12 protein-coding genes and 8 pseudogenes are annotated in these 19,695 nt (G+C 57.6%); 9 read left to right on the plus strand and 11 right to left on the minus strand.

Annotated elements, in window-relative coordinates; translation table 11 throughout:
- Window positions 1-248 precede the first annotated feature (248 nt).
- A pseudogene (locus I6F37_RS37900) lies at window positions 249-692 on the minus strand (transposase); the annotation flags it as partial.
- 508 nt (window positions 693-1,200) lie between these two features.
- Between I6F37_RS37900 and I6F37_RS37905 the strand changes: the two are divergent.
- Window positions 1,201-2,712 (plus strand): porin, encoded by a 1,512-nt coding sequence (locus I6F37_RS37905; protein ID WP_225131443.1) that lies wholly within the window; start codon window positions 1,201-1,203, stop codon window positions 2,710-2,712.
- A gap of 327 nt (window positions 2,713-3,039) precedes the next feature.
- On the opposite strand, the gene I6F37_RS37910 is transcribed toward I6F37_RS37905, so the two are convergent.
- Together I6F37_RS37910 and I6F37_RS37915 are read right to left on the minus strand one after the other, a co-directional pair.
- On the minus strand, window positions 3,040-3,345 hold the full coding sequence (locus tag I6F37_RS37910) for a hypothetical protein (RefSeq protein ID WP_225131445.1): 306 nt from the start codon (window positions 3,343-3,345) through the stop codon (window positions 3,040-3,042).
- Entirely contained in the window at window positions 3,309-3,716 is a 408-nt protein-coding gene (locus I6F37_RS37915) for an MATE family efflux transporter (RefSeq protein ID WP_225131457.1), read from the minus strand. Before I6F37_RS37915 ends, I6F37_RS37910 begins: the two co-directional genes overlap by 37 nt.
- A gap of 1,175 nt (window positions 3,717-4,891) precedes the next feature.
- Between I6F37_RS37915 and I6F37_RS37920 the strand changes: the two genes are divergently transcribed.
- Window positions 4,892-6,226: an LLM class flavin-dependent oxidoreductase gene (locus tag I6F37_RS37920; RefSeq protein ID WP_225131447.1), complete on the plus strand. Its 1,335-nt coding sequence runs from the start codon at window positions 4,892-4,894 to the stop codon at window positions 6,224-6,226.
- Window positions 6,227-6,331: 105 nt separating this feature from the next.
- On the opposite strand, the pseudogene I6F37_RS37925 reads toward I6F37_RS37920, so the two are convergent.
- A pseudogene (locus tag I6F37_RS37925) lies at window positions 6,332-7,463 on the minus strand (IS3 family transposase).
- Window positions 7,464-8,431: 968 nt separating this feature from the next.
- Between I6F37_RS37925 and I6F37_RS37930 the strand changes: the two are divergent.
- The 3 genes and pseudogenes from I6F37_RS37930 to I6F37_RS37940 all read left to right on the plus strand — a co-directional run.
- A pseudogene (locus tag I6F37_RS37930) lies at window positions 8,432-8,758 on the plus strand (IS66 family transposase); the annotation flags it as partial.
- Between the two features lie 122 nt (window positions 8,759-8,880).
- Window positions 8,881-10,266 carry an IS4 family transposase gene (locus I6F37_RS37935; RefSeq protein ID WP_225131448.1) on the plus strand — a complete coding sequence of 462 codons (1,386 nt, stop codon included), beginning with the start codon at window positions 8,881-8,883 and terminating at the stop codon, window positions 10,264-10,266.
- 1,045 nt (window positions 10,267-11,311) lie between these two features.
- Entirely contained in the window at window positions 11,312-11,491 is a 180-nt protein-coding gene (locus tag I6F37_RS37940; RefSeq protein WP_225131450.1) for a hypothetical protein, read from the plus strand.
- Window positions 11,492-11,537: 46 nt separating this feature from the next.
- Here the strand turns inward: I6F37_RS37940 and I6F37_RS37945 are convergent.
- The 6 genes and pseudogenes from I6F37_RS37945 to I6F37_RS45825 all read right to left on the minus strand — a co-directional run.
- Window positions 11,538-12,162: pseudogene (locus I6F37_RS37945) on the minus strand (IS3 family transposase); the annotation flags it as partial.
- Window positions 12,150-13,379, minus strand: coding sequence for an IS4 family transposase (locus tag I6F37_RS37950; RefSeq protein ID WP_225131452.1), 1,230 nt, complete (start codon window positions 13,377-13,379; stop codon window positions 12,150-12,152). The gene I6F37_RS37950 and the pseudogene I6F37_RS37945, both read right to left, overlap by 13 nt.
- Window positions 13,380-13,633: 254 nt before the next feature.
- The gene (locus I6F37_RS46110) at window positions 13,634-13,849 is read right to left on the minus strand and encodes an IS3 family transposase (protein ID WP_368736809.1); all 216 of its coding nucleotides are present in this window, start codon (window positions 13,847-13,849) and stop codon (window positions 13,634-13,636) included.
- Between the two features lie 512 nt (window positions 13,850-14,361).
- Complete coding sequence (locus tag I6F37_RS37955) at window positions 14,362-14,619, minus strand: hypothetical protein (RefSeq protein ID WP_225131463.1); 258 nt, start codon at window positions 14,617-14,619, stop codon at window positions 14,362-14,364.
- Between the two features lie 354 nt (window positions 14,620-14,973).
- Window positions 14,974-15,255, minus strand: a pseudogene (locus I6F37_RS46115) (transposase); the annotation flags it as partial.
- Between the two features lie 175 nt (window positions 15,256-15,430).
- Window positions 15,431-15,742, minus strand: coding sequence for a transposase (locus I6F37_RS45825; protein WP_225131461.1), 312 nt, complete (start codon window positions 15,740-15,742; stop codon window positions 15,431-15,433).
- Window positions 15,743-15,997: 255 nt separating this feature from the next.
- Here I6F37_RS45825 and I6F37_RS37970 point away from each other — a divergent pair, with 255 nt between their 5' ends.
- From I6F37_RS37970 to I6F37_RS37975, 3 genes and pseudogenes are all read left to right on the plus strand, one after another.
- The gene (locus I6F37_RS37970) at window positions 15,998-16,180 is read left to right on the plus strand and encodes a hypothetical protein (RefSeq protein WP_225131453.1); all 183 of its coding nucleotides are present in this window, start codon (window positions 15,998-16,000) and stop codon (window positions 16,178-16,180) included.
- 21 nt (window positions 16,181-16,201) lie between these two features.
- Window positions 16,202-16,429 (plus strand): annotated as a pseudogene (locus tag I6F37_RS46120) (IS110 family transposase); the annotation flags it as partial.
- Between the two features lie 42 nt (window positions 16,430-16,471).
- Window positions 16,472-16,626: pseudogene (locus I6F37_RS37975) on the plus strand (IS3 family transposase); the annotation flags it as partial.
- A gap of 1,219 nt (window positions 16,627-17,845) precedes the next feature.
- Here the strand turns inward: I6F37_RS37975 and I6F37_RS37980 are convergent.
- A complete protein-coding gene (locus I6F37_RS37980) occupies window positions 17,846-18,535 on the minus strand; it encodes a hypothetical protein (RefSeq protein WP_225131455.1) in 690 nt (229 codons plus the stop codon).
- Window positions 18,536-19,319: 784 nt separating this feature from the next.
- On the opposite strand from I6F37_RS37980, the pseudogene I6F37_RS37985 reads away from it, so the two are divergent.
- Window positions 19,320-19,582: pseudogene (locus tag I6F37_RS37985) on the plus strand (transposase); the annotation flags it as partial.
- Between the last annotated feature and the right edge of the window lie 113 nt (window positions 19,583-19,695).

Below are 19,695 nucleotides of genomic sequence, written 5' to 3' on the forward strand. Positions count from 1 at the left end.
TCAATGTCCTTCGTCACATTAACGACGCGCTCGCCCGTTGGACGAGGCGGAAATACAAGCGGTTGAAAGGCCGGAAAGTCGCCTCAGTATATTGGTTGGGACGGCTCGCACAGCGCGATCCGAACCTCCTCTATTTGTGGCGAGTCGGCATTCGACCTGCGGCTGGAAGATAGAAGCCGGATGAATCGAGAGGTTCACGTCCGGTTTCGTGAGAGCCTCGGGGTGCAATTCCCCGGGGCTACTCGACCGACCACCACGCGCTCCAGGTCCTTTGGGCCGAGGGCGCCTGTCTTGTGCGCCCCCGACAGACTTTCTTGGATTAGCGCAACGAGCTGCTCCTCGCCGAGCCGCTGCCGCCAGCGCGTCATCGACGATCGATCGATCGAACGGCAGGCGGTGGCGGAAGCTCAGCTCGCCGCAGAAGTATTGGCAATAGGGGTTCTCGATCCAGCGAGCGCACAGCACCTCATCTGACAGGTTGTGCATGTGCTTCAAAATGAACAGGCCGGCGACTAGCCGCGTCGGCAAGCCCGGCTGTCCCGACCCTGCTTGGCACACCGAACTGAAGCACTCATTCAGGATGTTCCAGTCGATCAGCGCTGCCAACCGCACCAGCGGATGACCCATGTCGATGATCTGATCAAGCGCCGGAAGCACAGGTCTTTCTGGCGATCATCCCGCGGCTTGCTCATCGCAATCCCCAATGTCGACGACGCCGTCAGAGAATCACGAATCAACTAAAAGCAAAACTCAAAACGCAAGAAAGCGAGGTCCAATACCCCGCTTTCCTGCAAAATCGAATACTACATCAAGACCAATTCTGCTTATTTCTCAGGTCAATTCGCATTCTTCACGGACGACTTGATATGCGAGTTAACCGACCGACAGAGTCGTAGTTCGTACATAACGTACCTTGAACTTCATCTTTAGTACCATTCGTACGGTTCTGACGCGATTAGAGCACTCTGACCGAGAGCGCCGATGCGTTCGTACGTTTTGTACTAAGTTTTCACGCCGATATCGAACGCAATCTGTCAACGTAGATTTGCGAGCGGCGGAATGGTCCGCGCCGCGACGTCAGCGGTAAATCTAGCAGCCGACGTTCGGGAAGGCCCTGTCGATCGCGAATGATTGGGGGCGAAGATGGCCAAGTTCTGGGGTGAGCGGCCACTCTTCACGTGAAACAATTGGAGGTCTTTTATGAGGATGGCTAAGAGCCTATTTCTCGGTTCGGCGGCGGGTCTGATCACCTTGGGTGTGGCGCAGGCGGCTGATCTTCCTGTCAAGGCCAAGGCGATCGAGTATGTCAAGGTCTGCTCTCTGTATGGCGCCGGCTTCTATTACATTCCGGGCACTGACACGTGCATCAAGTTGGGTGGCTACCTGCGCGCTGAAACGACATTCAACACGAGCTACCATTATGCAGCGCCGGACAGTGGTGTGGGTGGCGCGCACAACCGCCTGAGCGAATATTACAGCGCGCGCGTCCGCCAAGATCTCTCGATCGACACGCGTACAGCGACCGAGTACGGCGTGCTCCGTACGTTCGCCGAGCTGGCTTGGACCTATACAGGGGGTGCCTATAGCGGTAACGGGGCGGGCGGCACGACGTATACGACGGGGATTGGTAATCAGGTCGCTCAGGGTACCCCCGGTCTCTATTACGCGTTCATTCAATTCGCTGGCTTCACGTTCGGCAAAGCGACGTCTCAGTTCAGTACTCCTTGGGGCCAATATGCGGCGCAATCCTTCGAGCTAACAGGTGCTGGCGGTTGGGATCCCGTGAACCAGATCGCCTATACATTTGATTTCGGGCAAGGCATCTCGGCCTCGTTGTCGGCCGAGGATCAGGTTTCCCGCAACCAGCTCGCTGTCTGGAACGTGAGCGCCGCGTCAGTTGGAGGCCTTGCTGCCGGTGCGTACGGCGCTAACGATTTCGGGGGGGCGAGGGCTCCAGACCTCATCGGATCCGTTACTGTTGACCAGAGTTGGGGTTATTTCAAAGCCTCGGTCGCAGCGCACAATAACCATGTTGCTTACTATGGCGCGACCGAGCTCACTGGCCATCCGGATGATAAGTGGGGCGGGGCCGGTCAGCTGGCATTGTCGATCAAGAACATTCCGACCGGTGCCGGCGATACGATCAACATGACAGCTGTGTATACGAAGGGTGCGAGCCGTTACAACTTCCACGACTACACGAATGCGCCCAGTTACGCGATGTACGGAAGCACGGGTCTCGCGGGTGCGTACCAGAGCGTCGGGCTCGCTGGTGTGTCTGACTCGGTGTTTGTGCCGGGATCCGGCCAGGAGCTGACTACGACATTCGGCTTCAACGGCGGTTACACCCACAACTGGGACCCGCAGTGGGCCAGCAGCGTCTTCGGGTCCTGGTCTGCTGTGCGCTACAACGGTACGGCCAAGGGTTATATCTGCGGTGCTGTCGTTCCAGGTCTTGCGCTCTCGACAGGCCTTGCTGGCTGCAACCCCGATTTCAACTTCGCCACTGTCGGTACAAGGACGGGTTGGACTCCGGTCAAGGGCCTGACCTTCTCAGCCGAACTCGCGTACACGATGCTGGACCAGAAGTACGCAAGCGGAAGCACGGTCACTTTGCCGGTGCAGAATTCGATTGCCAAGCCGGGTACTACGTATGAGCTGAAGGACCAGAATGCGTTCACGCTAGTGGTCCGAGCTCAGCGCAATTTCTAATTCTCTATTAACTAACGGAAGGAGAAAAGACGCGCTGTTGCTCATCTATGTGTTAACCTCCAAGAAGGCCTCCGGCATGCCCGCCGGAGGCCTTTTCTCACTCCGACGTGAAACGAGATGACCGCTTCGCAGCCACTCGTGACAAATTCGCGAGTCAGCACCACCAGCCTATCAGTTTCGTCGCGCGGGAAAGAAGCTCGCTCCAACCAAGAGGAGTTTGGCAGCTAGTTCAATCGCTTCATCGGCGTCGCCGCCCGATTCGGCTAAAAACAGTTCGGCGATCTCAACACGCGCGGCAAATACCGCAATCGTAAAAAGTTGCGATGGTCACCATGCCGAGTAAAAGCGCTGCCAGACCGGCACGCTTGACGCCGGATCCGTCGTTACGGCCGACCGCGTGGCCGACGCGTATGGCCGCAGCCATGCTGATACCGAAAGAAACACCAATAGGATAACATCGACTTGAACAGCGATCTGATGGGCAGCGAGCGCGCTGGTGCTAATCAGGCCGGCCAAAAGCGCCGCGGCCACGAACAGGCCATTTCCTATCATTGAACCAACTGAGATCGGTATCCCGATCACCAGCAGCTGACGCATCAACGGCCAGTCGAAGTGCCAAAGACGTTCAAACATGCGGTAGTCGCATAGATCAGTAGATAAACTAAGCCGGCATTTACGGGGATCGCCGCGACCGCGCTCATGAAGCTACGGAGCACCTGAAAGCAAAACGCCGGTGCAATGCCCCATACGATCCCGAGAAGGTATTGCTGGGCGAGACGCGCCGCGTTGGGAGGCCGCTTAAAGGCGAGCAGCAGTTGTTCTCCGCACAATGCGAGGGCTGTGATCGGAAGCGAAAGCAGCAACGCCATCCATAAGCGCGTGCGTACCGTACCTCGGATCGCAAGTAGATTGCCTGCCCCAAACGCCTGAGCCGCTAGGGGGGCGACCGCCGCCAGGAGGCCTGCGCCAAAGGTGAAGCTAACCAGATAGACCCTGTCCGCCAGTGCCGCCGCTGCGAGTGCCTAGCTGCTAATGCGACCGATTAGGGCGAGATCAGTCGTCATCATTGCGATCTGCCCAACCTGCGTCAGGATTATCGGCAGCGCGAATCTTGCAAGTTCGCGCAGCTCGTCAGTAAGCTCATGAACGTCTGTTGCCTGTCTCCTAACTCCGAGTGGAGAATGCGGGGTCGGTTTTGTTTCAGCTATCTTATCTCTGGAAGCCTTTATCAAAGATGCCCTCTATCATCGAGACGAACCCTCTTTGCCACTCCGATCGAGGAGGGCGCTTCAGAACTGGCCGGTGCGCGTCAGAGCTTAGAGCGCCCCACCGGTTTGAAGCTCTTCCGAGCCTGCGTGTAGCGACTGCTCGCTTTATACTCCGTCGCTTGGCTCCTGCGTTTCAATGCTTCCGCGCCGAAATAGCGCTCACCGATTTGGAGCGACGGCAGACTATTGCTCAGCTGGTCGATCACCTGGCGAAGATATGGCTTCCAACCGAGCAATGAGAGCGTGCCGGCATTCGTCAGTCGAGCCTGCGTCCGACGCCAGCGCGTACTGAAGGACGACAATGCCAGTGATCATCGCTGCGATCTTTGGGCATCCGATGCCGCTCCGCGAACAATATCAACTATTAACATTGGTGGTATCTACCTGGGTTGGGGCCCGGGCTGGGATCGATCGCAATTGTTCGGGAATCTATCTGACAACGCTTGCTCAAGCCCGATCACATGTTGCGATCAACCGGCTGGAATCACCGCGAAGGTCATGTTCTCGTGTGACCTGGTGCTCGTTCCCGAGTGCCGCGAAGCAGAAAATAGATTGATACATTGCAATTTTGAGCAATGCGCGTCTAGAGGCGCGGCACTGCACTAGACTAGGACGCCCTCACACTTGGTAGGTCTGTTCTCGTCAATTCTTATGTAGGGTGAATTTACGACAAAAACACTGCGTGAACTAAGCGGTATTTCTCTCCTCTAGGGCCCTTTCTCACGGAATTGCGAACAAAGTGGATGCATTTCTTTGCGGCGCTCCGCTTGAGTTCGGGGCTTGCTCATACGAGTGGAGCTGTAGCGAGTGCTTGCGTCACTCTATCGACATCGAGGAACGGCGAAAGGTCGAGATTGAGTTCAAACAGTTCAATGCATCACGCTAGAACAGGCAATGAAGGGAGACAACGCATGCGGGCCGACGAGGAAATGAAGCTCGGACTGTATCTCACTCGGGCGGGATACCATGAAGGCGCTTGGCTCGATCCAAGCGTACCCCTCAGTGGAGTAGGGGATGTCGAGCGTTATGAAGAACTTGCACGACTCGCCGAAAGTGCCGCTTTTCACTTCGTATTTGTCGCTGATCATCAAGGCATAATAGATGGTCACGCAACCATGTCACGTGTAGGTCGTAACGATGGCCTCGAGCCGATTACGCTGTTGTCGGCCCTTTCATCCCGAACTCGGGACATCGGTCTTGTTGCGACAGCGACGACCACTTACTATCAACCGTACAATCTTGCGCGAATGTTCGCATCACTTGACCATCTATCGAAAGGGCGCGCAGCCTGGAACATTGTTACCTCCGCCATGGCTCCCGAAGCTCACAATTTTGGTGAAGAGCGACTGCCAGATCACGACAAGCGTTACGCTCGAGCGAGCGAGTTCGTGGAGATAGTCAAAGGCCTTTGGGACACTTGGCAGGACGATGCTTTCGTTCGCGACAGGCAAACTGGTATTTACGCTGATACTACGAAGCTACATGTGCTCAATCATCGGGGAAACTATTTTTCGGTGAGAGGGCCCTTGAACATTGCAAGGCCCCGGCAAGGGTATCCCGTGTTGGTTCAGGCTGGCGCGTCCAATACAGGTATAGCCTTCGCTGCCGAAGTTGCCGAAGTCGTGTTCACCGCCGAGCCATCTCTTGAGAACGGTAAGCGATTCTACGCAGGTCTCAAGCAAAAAGCGCGGGCACTCGGGCGGAATGAGGATCAAGTGGTAATCATGCCGGGCATTGTTCCGATAGTTGGAAAAACTAAGCAAGAAGCCTCTGAGAAACTTCAAAGGTTAAGGGCGACCACGCACATTGACGTTCAAGTTGGGGCGGCCGATCTTTGGTTAGGCTCAGTCACCGATCTACGTTCGGTGAATCTTGACGCGTTGGTCCCTGAGACTTTGCCGGGGACGAATTCCATCCAGAGTCGTCAGAAGCTGCTCGTCGACGTTGCCGCACGTCAGAAATTTACCTGGAGACAACTGATCCAATTGATATCAGACAGCAAAGGACATCTCATGGTTGTTGGAACGCCGGAGGAAATTGCTGACGCCATGGTAGATACGTTTGATCAACACGCGGCTGACGGATTTAATGTGTTACCAGCGACTGCGCCTGGCGGTCTGAGAGACTTTGTTGACCTGGTAGTTCCTGAATTGCGTCGGCGAGGGAAATTCCGATCGAAATACTTCGGAAAAACCCTAAGAGAGAATCTCGGCCTCGAGCGACCAGCGAATCAGTTCGCCCAGTAAACAGCTACCAACTCAGCCAACTCTCGGTATGCGCATCTGGAGCAGAGAGCTGGCATCGGTTGTCTGAACAGCAATTCCGCGTCGATAAGTGGAGCTTCTGCCGAGTTAAGCTGCCGCGCGGAACGGCAGCGGGCTGAAGTAAGCTTGATCCGGGGTACCCCGGTCAAGGCTCGAGTGGGGACGCCGGCCATTGTAAAAGGCGAGGTATCGGCCGATTGAGGCGCGGGCGTCGGAGACGGTGTCGTAGGCGCGCAGATAGACCTCTTCGCATTTGACGCTGCGCCACAGCCGCTCGACGAACACGTTGTCGCGCCAGGCGCCCCGGCCGTCCATGCTGATATGCCATGACTGGCGAGCACGCCGGTGAAAGCGGCGCCCGTGAACTGCGAGCCTTGGTCGGTGTTGAAGATGTCCGGCTTGCCGTGGCGAGCGAGAGCGTCCTCCAGCGTCTCGACGCAGAATGCGGCTTCCATCGTAATCGAGACGCGCCACGACAGCACCCGGCGGCTGAACCAGTCGAGAACCACCGCGAGATAGACGAAGCCGCGCGCCATCGGGATGTAGGTGATGCCCATCGCCCAGACCTGGTTCGAGCGTGTGATCTCCATCCCGTGCAGCAGATACGAATAGATCTTGTGCCCGGGTTCGGGCTTGGTGGTACGCGGCCGGCGGTAGAGCGCCTCTATCCCCATCCGCCGCATCAGCGTTTTGACATGCCGGCGGCCGATCTTGCACCCCTCGGCAGCCAGCAGGTCTCGCAGCATTCGCGAACCGGCGAAAGGAAACTCCAAATGCAGCCGGTCAAGCCGTTGCATGATCGCGAGGTCGGCGGGCGACACCGGACGTGGTAGATAATAGACACTGCCACGGCTGATCTTCAAAACTTCCGCCTGTTTCGTGATCGGCAGGTCGTGCTCACGGTCGATCATCGCTTTGCGCTCAGCAGGCCGGCTTTGCTGAGCGCGCCTTCTAAAAAATCGTTCTCAAGCGTCAGCTCCCCGATCTTGGCGTGCAGCATTTTCACGTCCACCGCGGGCTCGCTCGTTCTGTTGCCATCGCCAGGACCAAATACCTCGGCCGCCGCTTCCTGAAGCTGAGACTTCCACTGCGTGATCTGGTTCGGATGCACGTCGAAATGCTCAGCCAGCTGGGCCAGCGTCATCTCGCCCTTGATCGCCGCTAACGCCACCTTGGCCTTGAATGCCGGTGCGTGCTGCCGGCGGGCTCGTCTGCTCATCGTCTCTCCTGATTCGCGGGACAATCTTGCCCGCCGTCAGGCAGAAACTCCACCTATCGCCCTGTCCAGATTCCCGGAGCCAGCTCTCAGTTGTGTCGTTCGGGAAACAGTCCGCTAGCTGCATTTCACTGAGTTGTAAACGGTCGCTTGGTTGTTCACGTTGCAAGAAGCCGTGGTAGGTGCGCATCCTCGCCGCGTCACTCGAATCCAACGTGCGCTCGTACCCTCGTTTCTTTCTAGCCATTTTCAGCTGATCGCAGGGCTCGACTATGCTTACTGAGGATGGCCGAAAGGTAACGGTGGAAACCGTATCGTTGCACATCGGAGGCGATCGAACTAAAGGCTGCTGGTGCGACCGTGCGAGTGGACCTCCAGTTGGTTCTGCCGCGTACGATCTCGACAGAGTTCGGGGAAGTGGAAAGTTTTCGTGGTCTCAGATGATCGCATCTTCGGATGGATACAGCGCAAGCTTGACTGCGTTTAGTTCTGCGGCTAGCCAATTTGCAAAGAGTCGCACGTAAACTTTGTATCGTGCCTTCAATGTGCGATGCATGTTAATGGTGAATGCATGCCTTGAGGAGAACGTTGCCAGCACGTCATGTTTAGCAGTTTATGAGAATGTGGGAGAATTGATGTTGCTTCTGCCCATCAGCGCCGCGCCGGGGCCGGCGGCGAGCGCTGCGTTTGGCCGAACCACTGTGATTCCGGCTTTCAAACTGAAGGCTCGAACAAGCGCAAGCGAAATCGCCCACTATTAACGGACTGTCATCGAGCCGATTGCTGGCGAACAAGCCGCGTGGCGTTCCTCTGTCTTCAATGGCATCTTCTGCGTCCTCAGATCAGGAACACACTTGCGAAGATGGGCCTATATGCTGGAAGGGATCGATTGGCGGAATCCGCACTTGAGCTGGCGGCCGCAAAGTATTTTGGGAGTTCCAACGCATCTAATCTGTGATTCACTGTGTCGCATAGATGCCGACCGCGACGCCGATGCGGGTGACGTCGCAACCTGAGAGAGGCGCTGGGAGCCGATCGCGCGAAGGGTTTGAAGGTCGCCGCTGAGCTCGCGGTCGCTCGCTCGAAAGCGTCGGAAGACGAGACGCTGATCCCACAGCAGAAGCTAAGATCGCCCGGCTGAGCATCAGATCTATGGGCAACAGTCGGAACGTTCGGCGCGGCTGATCGAGCAGGTGGCGCTGAAGTTCGCAGATCTGGAAGCCGCCTCCACCGAGGACGAGCTTGCGGCGGGTCGGGCCGCGGCGCAGACGACGACGTTCCCGGGAGTTACCCGCAAGGTAAGCCCCCGGTGAAGCTTACGATTACCCACATTTTTTGAGGTGCACTGAGCCGAAAAACTTGAGTCGCCAGAATCACTTGTGATTCTTTGATGGGCACCTGATTCGAGAAGAGGTGCTCTATGGGACTGACTTCACGCGCCCGGGATGAGAACGCCCATCGTTTGGCGTCTGACGCGGTGAGTTGGTTTGATCGTGAAGCTGCGCTGTGCGAATTCCAGGACGCTCGACTTGGCGAGAGATTTCGCATGCTGCTGAAGCAGATTGGTGGAGACATCGGACAGAGCATTCCGATGGTTTGCCAAGACTGCGCGAATACCAAGGCGGCCTATCGTTTCTTCTCCAATGAACGAGTAAGCGAGGCCGACATCCTGTCTGGTCATTTTAAATCGACGCGGGAACGTATCGCGGCTGCGAAAGGGCCTGTTCTTGTTCTGCATGATACGACCGAATTCACCTATCAAAGGGAGCGCCCGGATCTGATCGGGATGATTAAGCGCATCCCCAAAAGCAACTCTCGAAGATTGGACGGAAAACCCCAAACGTACACGACATGCGGAATATTGATGCATTCGAGCCTTGCGGTGACCCTTGAGGGGCTTCCACTGGGGCTCAGCGCCGTGAAGTTCTGGACCAGAAAGAAATTCAGAGGGGTCGCTGCGCTCAGGCGCGAGGTCAACCTGACACGGATCCCCATTGAAACCAAGGAGAGCATTCGGTGGCTGGAAAACCTCAAGCAATCCACGGAGCTTTTTGAGAAGCCATCGAAGTGCATCCATATCGGTGATCGTGAGGCCGATATTTATGAATTGTTTTGCGCCGCCCAAGAGGTTGGAACGCATTTCTTGGTAAGGACCTGTGTCAATCGCCTGGCAGGCGATGGCGATCATACCGTTGCAACGATAATGGACGAGGTCGCGGTCAAAGGTCTCCACCGGATCGAAGTCCAGGATAGTAAGGGCAATCCAGACCAGGCTGTTCTTGAAATCCGGTATCGTAAAATCCGTATTTTGCCACCGATAGGCAAGCAGTCGCGGTATCCAGCTTTGACTTTGACAGTGATCCACGCTGATGAAAGAGGAGCGCCAAAGAACAGAAAGAAAATTGAATGGAAACTCCTGACCGATCTTCCGGTGCAATCGCGCGGCGATGCGATCGAGAAGCTCGATTGGTATTCCTTGCGATGCAAGATCGAGGTCTTCCACAAGATACTCAAATCCGGCTGTAGGGCAGAGGACTCGCAACTGCGGACTGCTCAGCGATTGACGAATCTGATCTCGGTGTTCTGCATTGTGAGCTGGCGCATTTTTTGGATGACGATGCTCAATCGTTCAGCGCCAAATGTCTCACCGGAATTTGGGTTGACCAAAGCTAATTGCTTGATCGGCTCGTCAAAGACAAAAATCCAGTCAGCACCCAACGAAAGACATTGTCGCATTATCTCATCAAGATCGCCAGGCTCGGCGGCTATCTCGCCCGCGCCAACGATCCGCCACCAGGGAATCTGATCATGTGGCGCGGACTATCGCGATTCATTGATATCGCAACGGGAGCGAAGCTCTGACTCAAAGATGTGGGTAATCGTAAGCTACGCCGAATGGGTACGCTTGTCCGCGTGCATCAGCATGGTATGGCGCGACAATCAGGATGAGAGGTCTCACCTTGATCGCCGCCGCCCAGCATGGGGTTCTGTAGCCGGTGCGTCTGGCTTGAGCCCCGACGGGACACGCGACGCCGAACTTGCCGGAAGACTGTTGTCTCGTTTGAAATCTGGGCAATGCTGCTTGCCGACCGTGGCTATGACGCTAACTGGATCAGACGCCTGTTCATCCGGATTCCTAATGGTGGCAAACTAACGTGCCGAACCGGCGACGATTGCCCTCGCTGAGAGGTACCTAAGCGACTTGATATTCCTTCGTCGCTACCGTCGCAGTTGCGTGTCTCATCTCGCGCGCGTCGTGCTCCGGACTATCCAGTCTGGTAGCTGCCCGGGTCGCACATTCGGTGGTTTAGTCCTTTTAATGCAAGAGAGATCGAGCTGCGTTTGACGTATGTGCAGGACCACCGATTGGCTTGATGTTACCAAGCCTCCGTGTTGTACCCGCAACTGGGCGGCAGACCTCGCATGTCTTGCAAATCAACGTGGGGACAACCAGATGTTACAGCGAAGCCCGCCCTTTAGTGTTCAGCCATCTCGCGCGGCTTGCTGCGTGTGAGTGCAGGCGCGCTCGAAAGACCAAGTGCACTTCACATCGTGAGACCCGCCGCGTGCTCTCTTTTTTCACCATCCATGCTCGCAGCTTCTCCCCTTTACGGCCAATTACAGTGGAAGGAAGCTCTTCCTCTGCTCGATCGCATTGCGCACATGTCAGATGCCCATCAGAACGCAGTGCATGCTGCCGGGCAGAAACTGAAGCTGAGTCAGCTCGGAGCACCTGCCTCCCTTCCGGACGGCTTCGCCGTCTTGCTTACGGCTAAGTGAACAAATTTGGAGCAGGCGTTACGCCTTCAGTCACCACGACATCATCGCAGATGCGCACAAAGGAGCATTCAATGAAGAAGACGAACTGCTCGGAGGCTTATGCATACCTCAACTGGCAGGAGGTCCTCGAATGGGCGGATAGGTTAAGTGAAAGCCAGATCTACTGGAAAGATGAAGGCCCACTATCAATGAGAAAACCCATTCTTTTAGACGCCGCGCAACGTGTGCGTGGCAGAAAGCTGTCTTCCTGACGAGATCTGATCTTCCCCCGAAAAAGTGGAAGGGTTTAAGCGGCTTTTAGCTCCATCTCGATCGGAGGGATATATCCGATGAATGGAGCCTGGTGCGATTGTAGAGCCCTCGATGAAGGCGAAGATATCGCGTTGGGCGTAGGTGCGGGTCTTATGCTGACGATGATGAACGAGCTCGGTCTTGAGGGTGTGGAGGAAGCTCTCCATCGGGGCATTGTCGACGCATTCGGCCCTGCGGCTCATCGATGCGGGAAGGCCCGCGGCTGCGATAGATGTGTGAAGCGTACTGTCGGAATGATGGATCAATCCGGAGCGGGCCGCTGCTGGCGGACCGCGATTGTTAGCGCGGAGGAGACGAGTTTGACCCGCATGTGATCCTGCATCGCCCAACCGACGATCCTGCGGCTGAAGAGGTCCATGACGGCGGCCAGATGCAAGCAGCCCTCCGCGGTCGGGATGTAGGTGATATCAGCCAGCCAGATCCGATTTGGGGCTGCGGCGGTGAAGTCGCGCGCGAGCAGGTTCGCCGCAATCGGCAGAGCATGGCGACTGTCGGTGGTGCGGACCCGACGTGGCGGCGCCGTGATCGCCCGAATGCCATGCCGCCGCATCAGCAGTTCGATCCGGCCCCGGCTGACCCCACGTCCCTGCGTCCGCACTAGGGCATGCACATATCTCTGAGGCTCCATCCTGCTGAGACGGCGTGGAAGTATTCGAGGCCGTTTTTGAAGGTGATCGGGCCCGGCGGCTTGGACGATGGGTAGCCGTCCCAGCCGCCGAGACGGCCGATGATCCAGGCGGCCCAGGCGAGGCTGTTGGGCGGATGCGGGTTCTTTAGTCGCTTGCTCGCGGCTTCGAGTTGCTGGTTGAGGGCAATGAGCGCGCCTATTTGGCGGTTATCGAAGGCCGCGACAATAAGCTGGCGACTACCGTTGCGGGCCTGCAGAAGCTGGATGGTGATGACGGCCGCCTTGGCGGCGATCGCAACCAACTTGAGAAGACGATCGGCGGATCCGATCTGGCTGTTTTCGAGCTTGAGGCCTTGTGTCTTCAGGACACGGAAGAACTGCTCGATGATCCAGCGCTGCTTGTACCATTGGACGATGCGCCAGGCGTCCTCGGTGCCGGTAACCTCGTGAGAGGTGAGAAGCCGCCAGTGCAGCGGCTCTACGCCGGCCTCGGCATTGACCTCGCGCACATCGACCACCGCCAATGGCAAGCTTTTCGGCAGATGGTGCAGGAACTTACTCTGCGGGCGGGCGAGCTCGATTGCGTCAAAGCGAAGTTCGAGGTGGGCTAGGCGAGCTGGCCGCGCGGCGCGCGCAGGCAGTTGGATCGTACGCCGGTCCACCACGGCCATAACATCGCTGGCCTCATATAGGCTGCTGCGGTCGGCAAGCTTGCGATCATGCATGCTGCGCGCGATGACGTGGAAGTGTTGCTCAGCCGAGCTGGCATAAAGGGCAAAGATATCGCTCTCGCGGTCGCCCAGCACCGTCACCGCCGCGGCCTTGGTAAGCAGCGGCCTTGCCGCCACGGCAGTGGATATCCAGCGCTGCGATTCCTTGTCCGACAGCTCACGTTCGTCGTGCGAGGTCGTGCGGCGGCCTTTGCGCGTCCATATCTGTCCGCTCAAAAGCCCAAGACAGCTGCCGTCGTCGGCATCCACAGCCAGCAGCGGATGCAGCAGCACGCCGTGGCTATTACCTTTTCCGATTTCTCCGAGCCCACGCCGGCGTTGCGATGTGGTGTTGAAGTGGATCTCACTGGTGTCCTGGATCGCCAGCACGTGGCGGCCTTCTACCGCAGTGACCGTGCTTTCGCTCCAGCTTTCGATGATCCGCTCCGCCGTTACCTTTTCATGGCCAAGAAAGCGGTTGAACCGCACTTCCAGCGCGCGGTTCCCCCTGGAGAGCTGCCGAAGGCAGACAGTTCTGCCTGCAACCATGCGTTCAGCGAGCGCCGCCCCCCTTTATCGAGACGACGATCCCCGAACCGGCCCAGCGTCCAGTCAATCCGTGACAACATCGCGGCACCCCCGTCCAAACCATGGAGTGCCGCAATACGAATCACACAGACTCCCGATTCTGGAATCCCCGCGGCGGACCCGAGTCAATCCGTCGCACCAGATATGTGCATGCCCTAGTGCGTCCGCAGGGCGGCGTGGACCCGAGGACTGCCATAGCGCTGGCCGCTCTCGCGATGGACCTGCCAGATCTCCGCCAGCAACGCAGCATCGGAGGTTGCGCGGGTGCTCACCGGACGCGCGCCCAAGCGTAATAGCCGGCCGGCGACACCTCGAGGACGGCACACATCAGCCGTACCGTCGCGATGGTCCTCGATGAAGCGGGAGGTCATGTCCGAGTTCCAGCAAAGATCGCGATCGACTCCCTAAGAAACAGCCGGATTGGCGTCCTCTGGAATGGTCTGTAACACGAAGCCCAGTGATTTGGCTCTGCGTTGTAGGTTGGCGAGGACGCGGCTGCGATATTGTTGCTCATAATGGGCGGCACCCGGATATTTGTAGCTCATGCCATGCCGGAGTGTGTTGTGGACCAAAACCGCAATCTTGCGGGCGGTCGCCGTTACGGCTTTGGACTTGCCCGCTCGGGAGGCTAGCCGACGCATAGAATGCGCCGAGCGCTGTGTTCAAATGCCAGTGATGGACCCAAGCCGTGGATCTCAATCAGATCGACGCCGAGCACGCCCTACAGCGCAGTCCTGACATCGAAGGTAGGCGCATTGACCTGTTTGGTCTTGATGCGTGGCCTTTGCGCCTTTTTTGTTCAGTGCCGCGATCAGGACCTCGAGCTTGCGGTCACAGTCCAGTATCTTGGCCCGGTAGACGTCGTAAAGTTCCAGCGATTGGGTCACGCGAAGACATTTTCGTGCCAGTCGTTGCCCACCAGTGCCGCACGGATCGTCGCGATGGATGAATGGCATCGCACGTCCCGATAGGTTGCCAAGACGTCAGGATTCCGCTCGCCTGCAACAATGACTCGGATCACCCCGGGCACGTTCTTGGCGTGCCGCGCGTTGACCAGGATCACCTCAGACCCGCGCTGCTCCAGGATCTCGTAAACCGGGATCCAATAGACCCCAGTGGATTCCGTCGCGATACTCGTCACGCCGCAGGCTCCGAACTAGCTCGGCAGCTGATGCAAGTCTTGCGTAAATGTACCGAAAGAGCGCACCGGCGCGTCGGTGCAAGCTGGGTTCACCGCAGCCATGTGCATCTTTGATCCAATGTCGATGGCGGCGGCCCCGAGGTTGACCAGCTTCAGTTCCGGTCGGCCGCCGCTCGTCTTCTTGAGCGCTGGGCGATGCCAATCGTCATATTCTTAATCGGGATCGCCGCCAGGCGGCGGCACCGCTCTCAAGTTCGCAAGCACCCATGGACCATGTTTTTTAACGGGGATTGTGCCTCCAATAATCGAGCGGCCGCTACCCTCCCGGCCGCCGAGCATGGCACAAGGCTGTTTCTACGCTGCGCACAGGCGCGCCACGGTGCGGGACAGTTTTTTAAATGTCGCGCTCCATCCGCAGTCGTTCGTTTTCCTGACGCAGCCGGGCGATCTCCGAAGCCTGGTCCGCCGGCATCGGTGTCGCCTGCGTGGTGGGCGCCTCGCCGCCGATGCCGGCTCCTGCCGGAGCTTATCCACCCAGCGCCGCAGCACCGAGTCGCGCAGACCGAGCTCCTTGGCGACCGCCCCGATCGATTGACCACTCGATACCGCCAGTTCAACGGCATGGCGCTTGTGGTCCTCTGTGAACGACCAAGAAGCTTGGCTTCACGAACGCGTCGTGGATGGCGAGTGCGGTCGCCCCAAACTCATTCCACAGCCAGCCCAGTGAACGAATTATCAAGGTCGCCGTGAATCTGAGCGATTGTTCATTTGCGCTTGTTGCCGGCGGCACCTGTTGTCTACATAGGTTCACTCAATTTGACATCCGGCGGGTGTCTTGGTCCGATCGATGACTCTCCGGAGGGTTTGACCGTCGTGCCAGGCATTGCGATGGCTTGCAGCAATACCCGAGATAGGCGCCCACGGATTGGGAATGCAGGAATTGCCTGGGATCGTCCACAGTCGATCGGAAGGTCAACGCCGAGACCGGGCCGATCCCCGGCATCGTCATCAAGAGCCGACAAGCCGGGTCACTGCGCACGACCTTCAGAACCAGACGATGCAGTCGGGTGTACTCCCGCTCTCGACGAACACGTTTGTCGCGCCAGGCACCCCGACCGTCCATGCTGATGGCGATACCATGACTGGCGAGCACGCCGGTGAACGCGGCGCCCGTGAACTGCGAGCCTTGGTCGGTGACCTTGCCCCTCGGGCCTAATCCCGTTTGAAGTTCGTTCTGGCCCACGACAAAGACCAGAGCATGAAGCGCAGCCGCTTTTCGGAAGAGATGGAGTATTCGGTCCCGATCGCCTGACCTATTTGCCGCGCGGCACGTTTTGACTGACGATCATGGACCAACTGCATCCGAAGGAGAAAAGTCATGATCTACGTCGGCCTCGATGTTTCGCTGAATTCCGATGCGGTATGTGCGGTGGATGGGACCGGAGAGCTTATCCGGGAGGGAACGACGTTCGCGGACGCGCCATCGATTGTGCAGTACCTCGAACCATGGGCTGGTCAAGTTGAACGGGTGGGCCTGGAGGCAGGACCGACGTCAGAATGACTGACCGCAAATCTAATCGAACTGGGGCTGCCGGCCGTCAGTATGGAAGCCCGCCAGGTCAAAGCGGCACTTTCGGCCATGCCGGTGAAGACCGATCGCAACGACGCCCGCGGGATCGCGCAGGTGGTGAGAACGGGTTGGTTCAAGCCTGTTCACGTCAAGAGCATCGGCAGCCAAAGGGCGCGGACGCTGGCGGCTGCTCGCAAGCATATCATCCGCTCCATCGCTGCCGCAGAGCAAGTCATCCGCGGACTTCTGCGTCCGCTCGGTCTCAAAGTCGGAATCGTCTCAGTCTATCTGCGCGCCTACCACACCGTGTCCGACGCCCGCGCCTCGATCGGCCGATACCTCGACTTTTACAATGGCCGGCGTCCCCAGTCGAGCCTTGACGCGGCACTTCGGATCAAGCTTACTTCAACCAGCTGCCGTTCCGCGCGGCAGCCTAACTCTGGCAAAAGCTCCACTTATCGACGCGGAATTGCTGTTCAGACAACCGAGACCTACTCTCGGACCCGCCTCACGCAAAACTCTTCAAACGGTCCACTCGCTCTGAGCACGAAAGTCAATACCTCGAACGGGTCATAGTGGAGTTGCTCGCGCACCAGCCAGGAGACCCAGCGGCATCTTTACGAGTTGCGTCGCGGATCTTCACGACCACCGAGCCGCCATCATGTACGCCGACAGCCCATCCCGCGCACTCCGATCGGATAGATCCCCACCGCTGCGCGCACCAGCGCATCATCAATCTCGATGTCGATTGTAATCCTGCATTGCCACTTTCGCGCAGATCCAACGTGCGCAGCTCCAACATCACCGGAACGAAGATCGCCGCCCCTCCTCCGGCAAGCTCAGCAGACCGGCACTCGCGCCTTGCGACCAGCAAACAGGTGTTGCGGTGGGAGGTCGAGCCTGCGCCCCGCCTCAACGCGCCTATGGTCGGCGCATTTGAGTCCGTCTGACCGTTGACCGCAGAGCCCCACCGCCGCTGCCGCCTCGCTCCAACTGGTTATCCACCCGGCTCTGAGCCGTCAACTATATAGTCAAGCATATTGGGACCCTCACTATATACGACAGAATCATCTCACGCCGAGCAAGGTGGGTGAGATACGCCACGTATTGATGGGGCGTCAATTCGCGCTCTCCTTCAGGACCAGCACTCATGCCATCGGTCACACGAATGCCGGTGCACATGAACGCAACCGACCTTTATCTAAAGTGCTGCCGCAATCATTTTTCGGCCCTCTATACATAAGCCCTCGATAAAACGCGTCTTTACGGGCTTGCCTTGTGTGCTAGGCGACGAGGCGCTCCCCGGTCAAGACGGTAGTGCACCGACACATCTCACCAAGCCCCCGCGCGATTTTGCTGCACCGTCAACCGTCCGTGATGCCCGCCATGCGGCAGCCTTCGAAGACTTTACACGCCAGCCGTATTCGATAATCCCGAAGTTCCTTCAAATGGACGACAGCTCTCCGCCTCTTCGCGAGTGCCCACTTCCATCCCAACGTCGGCCCGCCGTGTTGTCCAACATGGCGTCCGCCATTAGCGCTCAGCCGCATGGCCTCGGAGACGTCCGTCGGACTACTTGGCCTTCCTTAGATGCTTGCGGCATATCGCTGCTCCTAAGTCGCTAACGTAGTGAGCAGGGCTTTGTGCCAGCAACGATCACGAAGGAAATACCACTGCGCTTCCGTCGTACCCATTGACTAACTTGATTAACTCCTCACCTGGCGTCCAGAAAAGCCAATCGTCGTCCACAATGTTTTCGTTTACCAATCGCAATATCGAACCACCTGGTTCGCAACGCGTTATGTCGTAGACACGCTTCTCGACAGACCACGTTCCCGCAAGACCACACATGAAATCAGGAGCCCACATGGCAAAGGAGACACCGCGCATTATCCCTTCCATGATCTTGGGCATACCCTGCCTCCTAAAGTCTCCGCGCACCCAAATGTCCCCGCGAAAGACCACCCTTCCAGTGATCTGGCGCGCAATCGGCGCTTTGCAAATGCAACAATCATCAGGATGTGCATGTTTGCTCGGATCAGCGTAGAAAAATCTCAGAGATTCAAGATGTTCCTTTAGATTGCTGCTCGATAGGTCATACAGTCGAGCAGCCTCCACGAGGACGACGTCGTTGTTCTTGTCAACCCCCACGATCCAATATCCCTCGCCTGCTTTGATGGGTGATGTGTCAGGCCGAAAAATCGGATATGTCCTGCCTTTTGTCGGAGTGCGCTCCGTGATCGCGACATACTCATGAAAATCGAAGCCGATCGAGATCTTAACGCCCTTTCGAATGGCGGCGCGGTCATACACTTGGAGAAAGCGAGATGCTTGCAACTGATCCACTATGCACTTCATTGTTGCCCGGCCTCCTATGCCGACGAACCGAGCCGTGGCGTTCCGGCTCGCTATTCGAGTTTGTACTACATCATCAAATCACTAGAGACGACCGAATCTGGTAGGAACATCGGAGGCGAAAGGTCGCTCTTTCGCCGGTCCGCCGGACCAGCTAAAACCTGTCCGACGTCTCTCGCGAAGTGAGCCAAAGCTGGAGCGGTCATCTCGCGGCCAGATCACAGCCCATCCTGCGCACGCCGATCGAGCCAGCACTGATTTCGACTCGCTGACGTGTCCCGACATGATCGAAGAAGATCCGACCGCAAAGCCATCCTGAGACACCATGAGTGGAACACCTCAGAGCATTCAAGAGACGGTAGCGGCAGAGGATTCAGTCGAGAGCGCGATGCAATTCCTGCTTGCGGCGGCGGTGAGAGTCAGCGGTCAACTTACCTGACGGCGAGATGCATTCTGGTGCTACTGAGATCGAATTGCTTATTTCGTCGGCACGCTCACCTCTACCAGAGTTTCGGCCAAAGCTTGCTCGAACACTTCAAGACCTTCATCCACCGTCTCACGGTGGATCGTGAGTGCGGGCAAGAATTTCACGACCTGGTCGACGGGCCCGCATCGCTCGGCGTGGGGATGGTCGAGTTCGTATGATCTGTCGTAGCGTCCGCCTCCAGGCGGGTGACTACGCCGAAGAGCCGACCATTCAACCGAATCCCATCGTGTCGCGGCTTTGCCGACCACGAACAGAAGCAAGGTACCCGCGGCACGCGCTTTTAAGGGATTGACAGAAGCAGACCGAATACAGAAGCAGATTATCGCGATATTGAAGGAGCATGAGGCCGGCGTGTCGGTGGCCGATCTGTGCCGCAAGCATGGCGTCAACGACGCCAGCAGCTAGAAATGGAACGCCAAGTTCGGGGGCTGAAGGTCTCGGAAGCCAAGCGGCTGAAGACTCTGGAGGATGAGAACACGCGGCTGAAACGGTTGCCGGCCGACGCTATGCTGGACAACGCGGCCTTGAAGGACCTCGTGAGAAAGAATGTATGGTCCGCACCGTCCGTGCAAGGGTCGTAACAGCGAAAATGACGCTTCCAGTTGCATAAATGTATCCGGCCTCTCGCGAGCGGACTGCTGTTGCAGCCAGGCCATGATGAGAT

It is taken from the genome of Bradyrhizobium sp. NBAIM08 (assembly GCF_020193935.1).
Taxonomy (GTDB): Bacteria; Pseudomonadota; Alphaproteobacteria; order Rhizobiales; family Xanthobacteraceae; genus Bradyrhizobium; species Bradyrhizobium yuanmingense.

Excerpts from the sequence above, each read along its gene's own strand:
- I6F37_RS37905 (WP_225131443.1), top strand. The coding sequence starts at position 1,201 with ATGAGGATGGCTAAGAGCCTATTTCTCGGTTCGGCGGCGGGTCTGATC.
- I6F37_RS37910 (WP_225131445.1), bottom strand. The coding sequence starts at position 3,345 with ATGTTTGAACGTCTTTGGCACTTCGACTGGCCGTTGATGCGTCAGCTG.
- I6F37_RS37920 (WP_225131447.1), top strand. The coding sequence starts at position 4,892 with ATGCGGGCCGACGAGGAAATGAAGCTCGGACTGTATCTCACTCGGGCG.
- I6F37_RS37935 (WP_225131448.1), top strand. The coding sequence starts at position 8,881 with ATGGGACTGACTTCACGCGCCCGGGATGAGAACGCCCATCGTTTGGCG.
- I6F37_RS37940 (WP_225131450.1), top strand. The coding sequence starts at position 11,312 with ATGAAGAAGACGAACTGCTCGGAGGCTTATGCATACCTCAACTGGCAG.
- I6F37_RS46110 (WP_368736809.1), bottom strand. The coding sequence starts at position 13,849 with ATGACCTCCCGCTTCATCGAGGACCATCGCGACGGTACGGCTGATGTG.
- I6F37_RS45825 (WP_225131461.1), bottom strand. The coding sequence starts at position 15,742 with ATGGACGGTCGGGGTGCCTGGCGCGACAAACGTGTTCGTCGAGAGCGG.
- I6F37_RS37970 (WP_225131453.1), top strand. The coding sequence starts at position 15,998 with ATGATCTACGTCGGCCTCGATGTTTCGCTGAATTCCGATGCGGTATGT.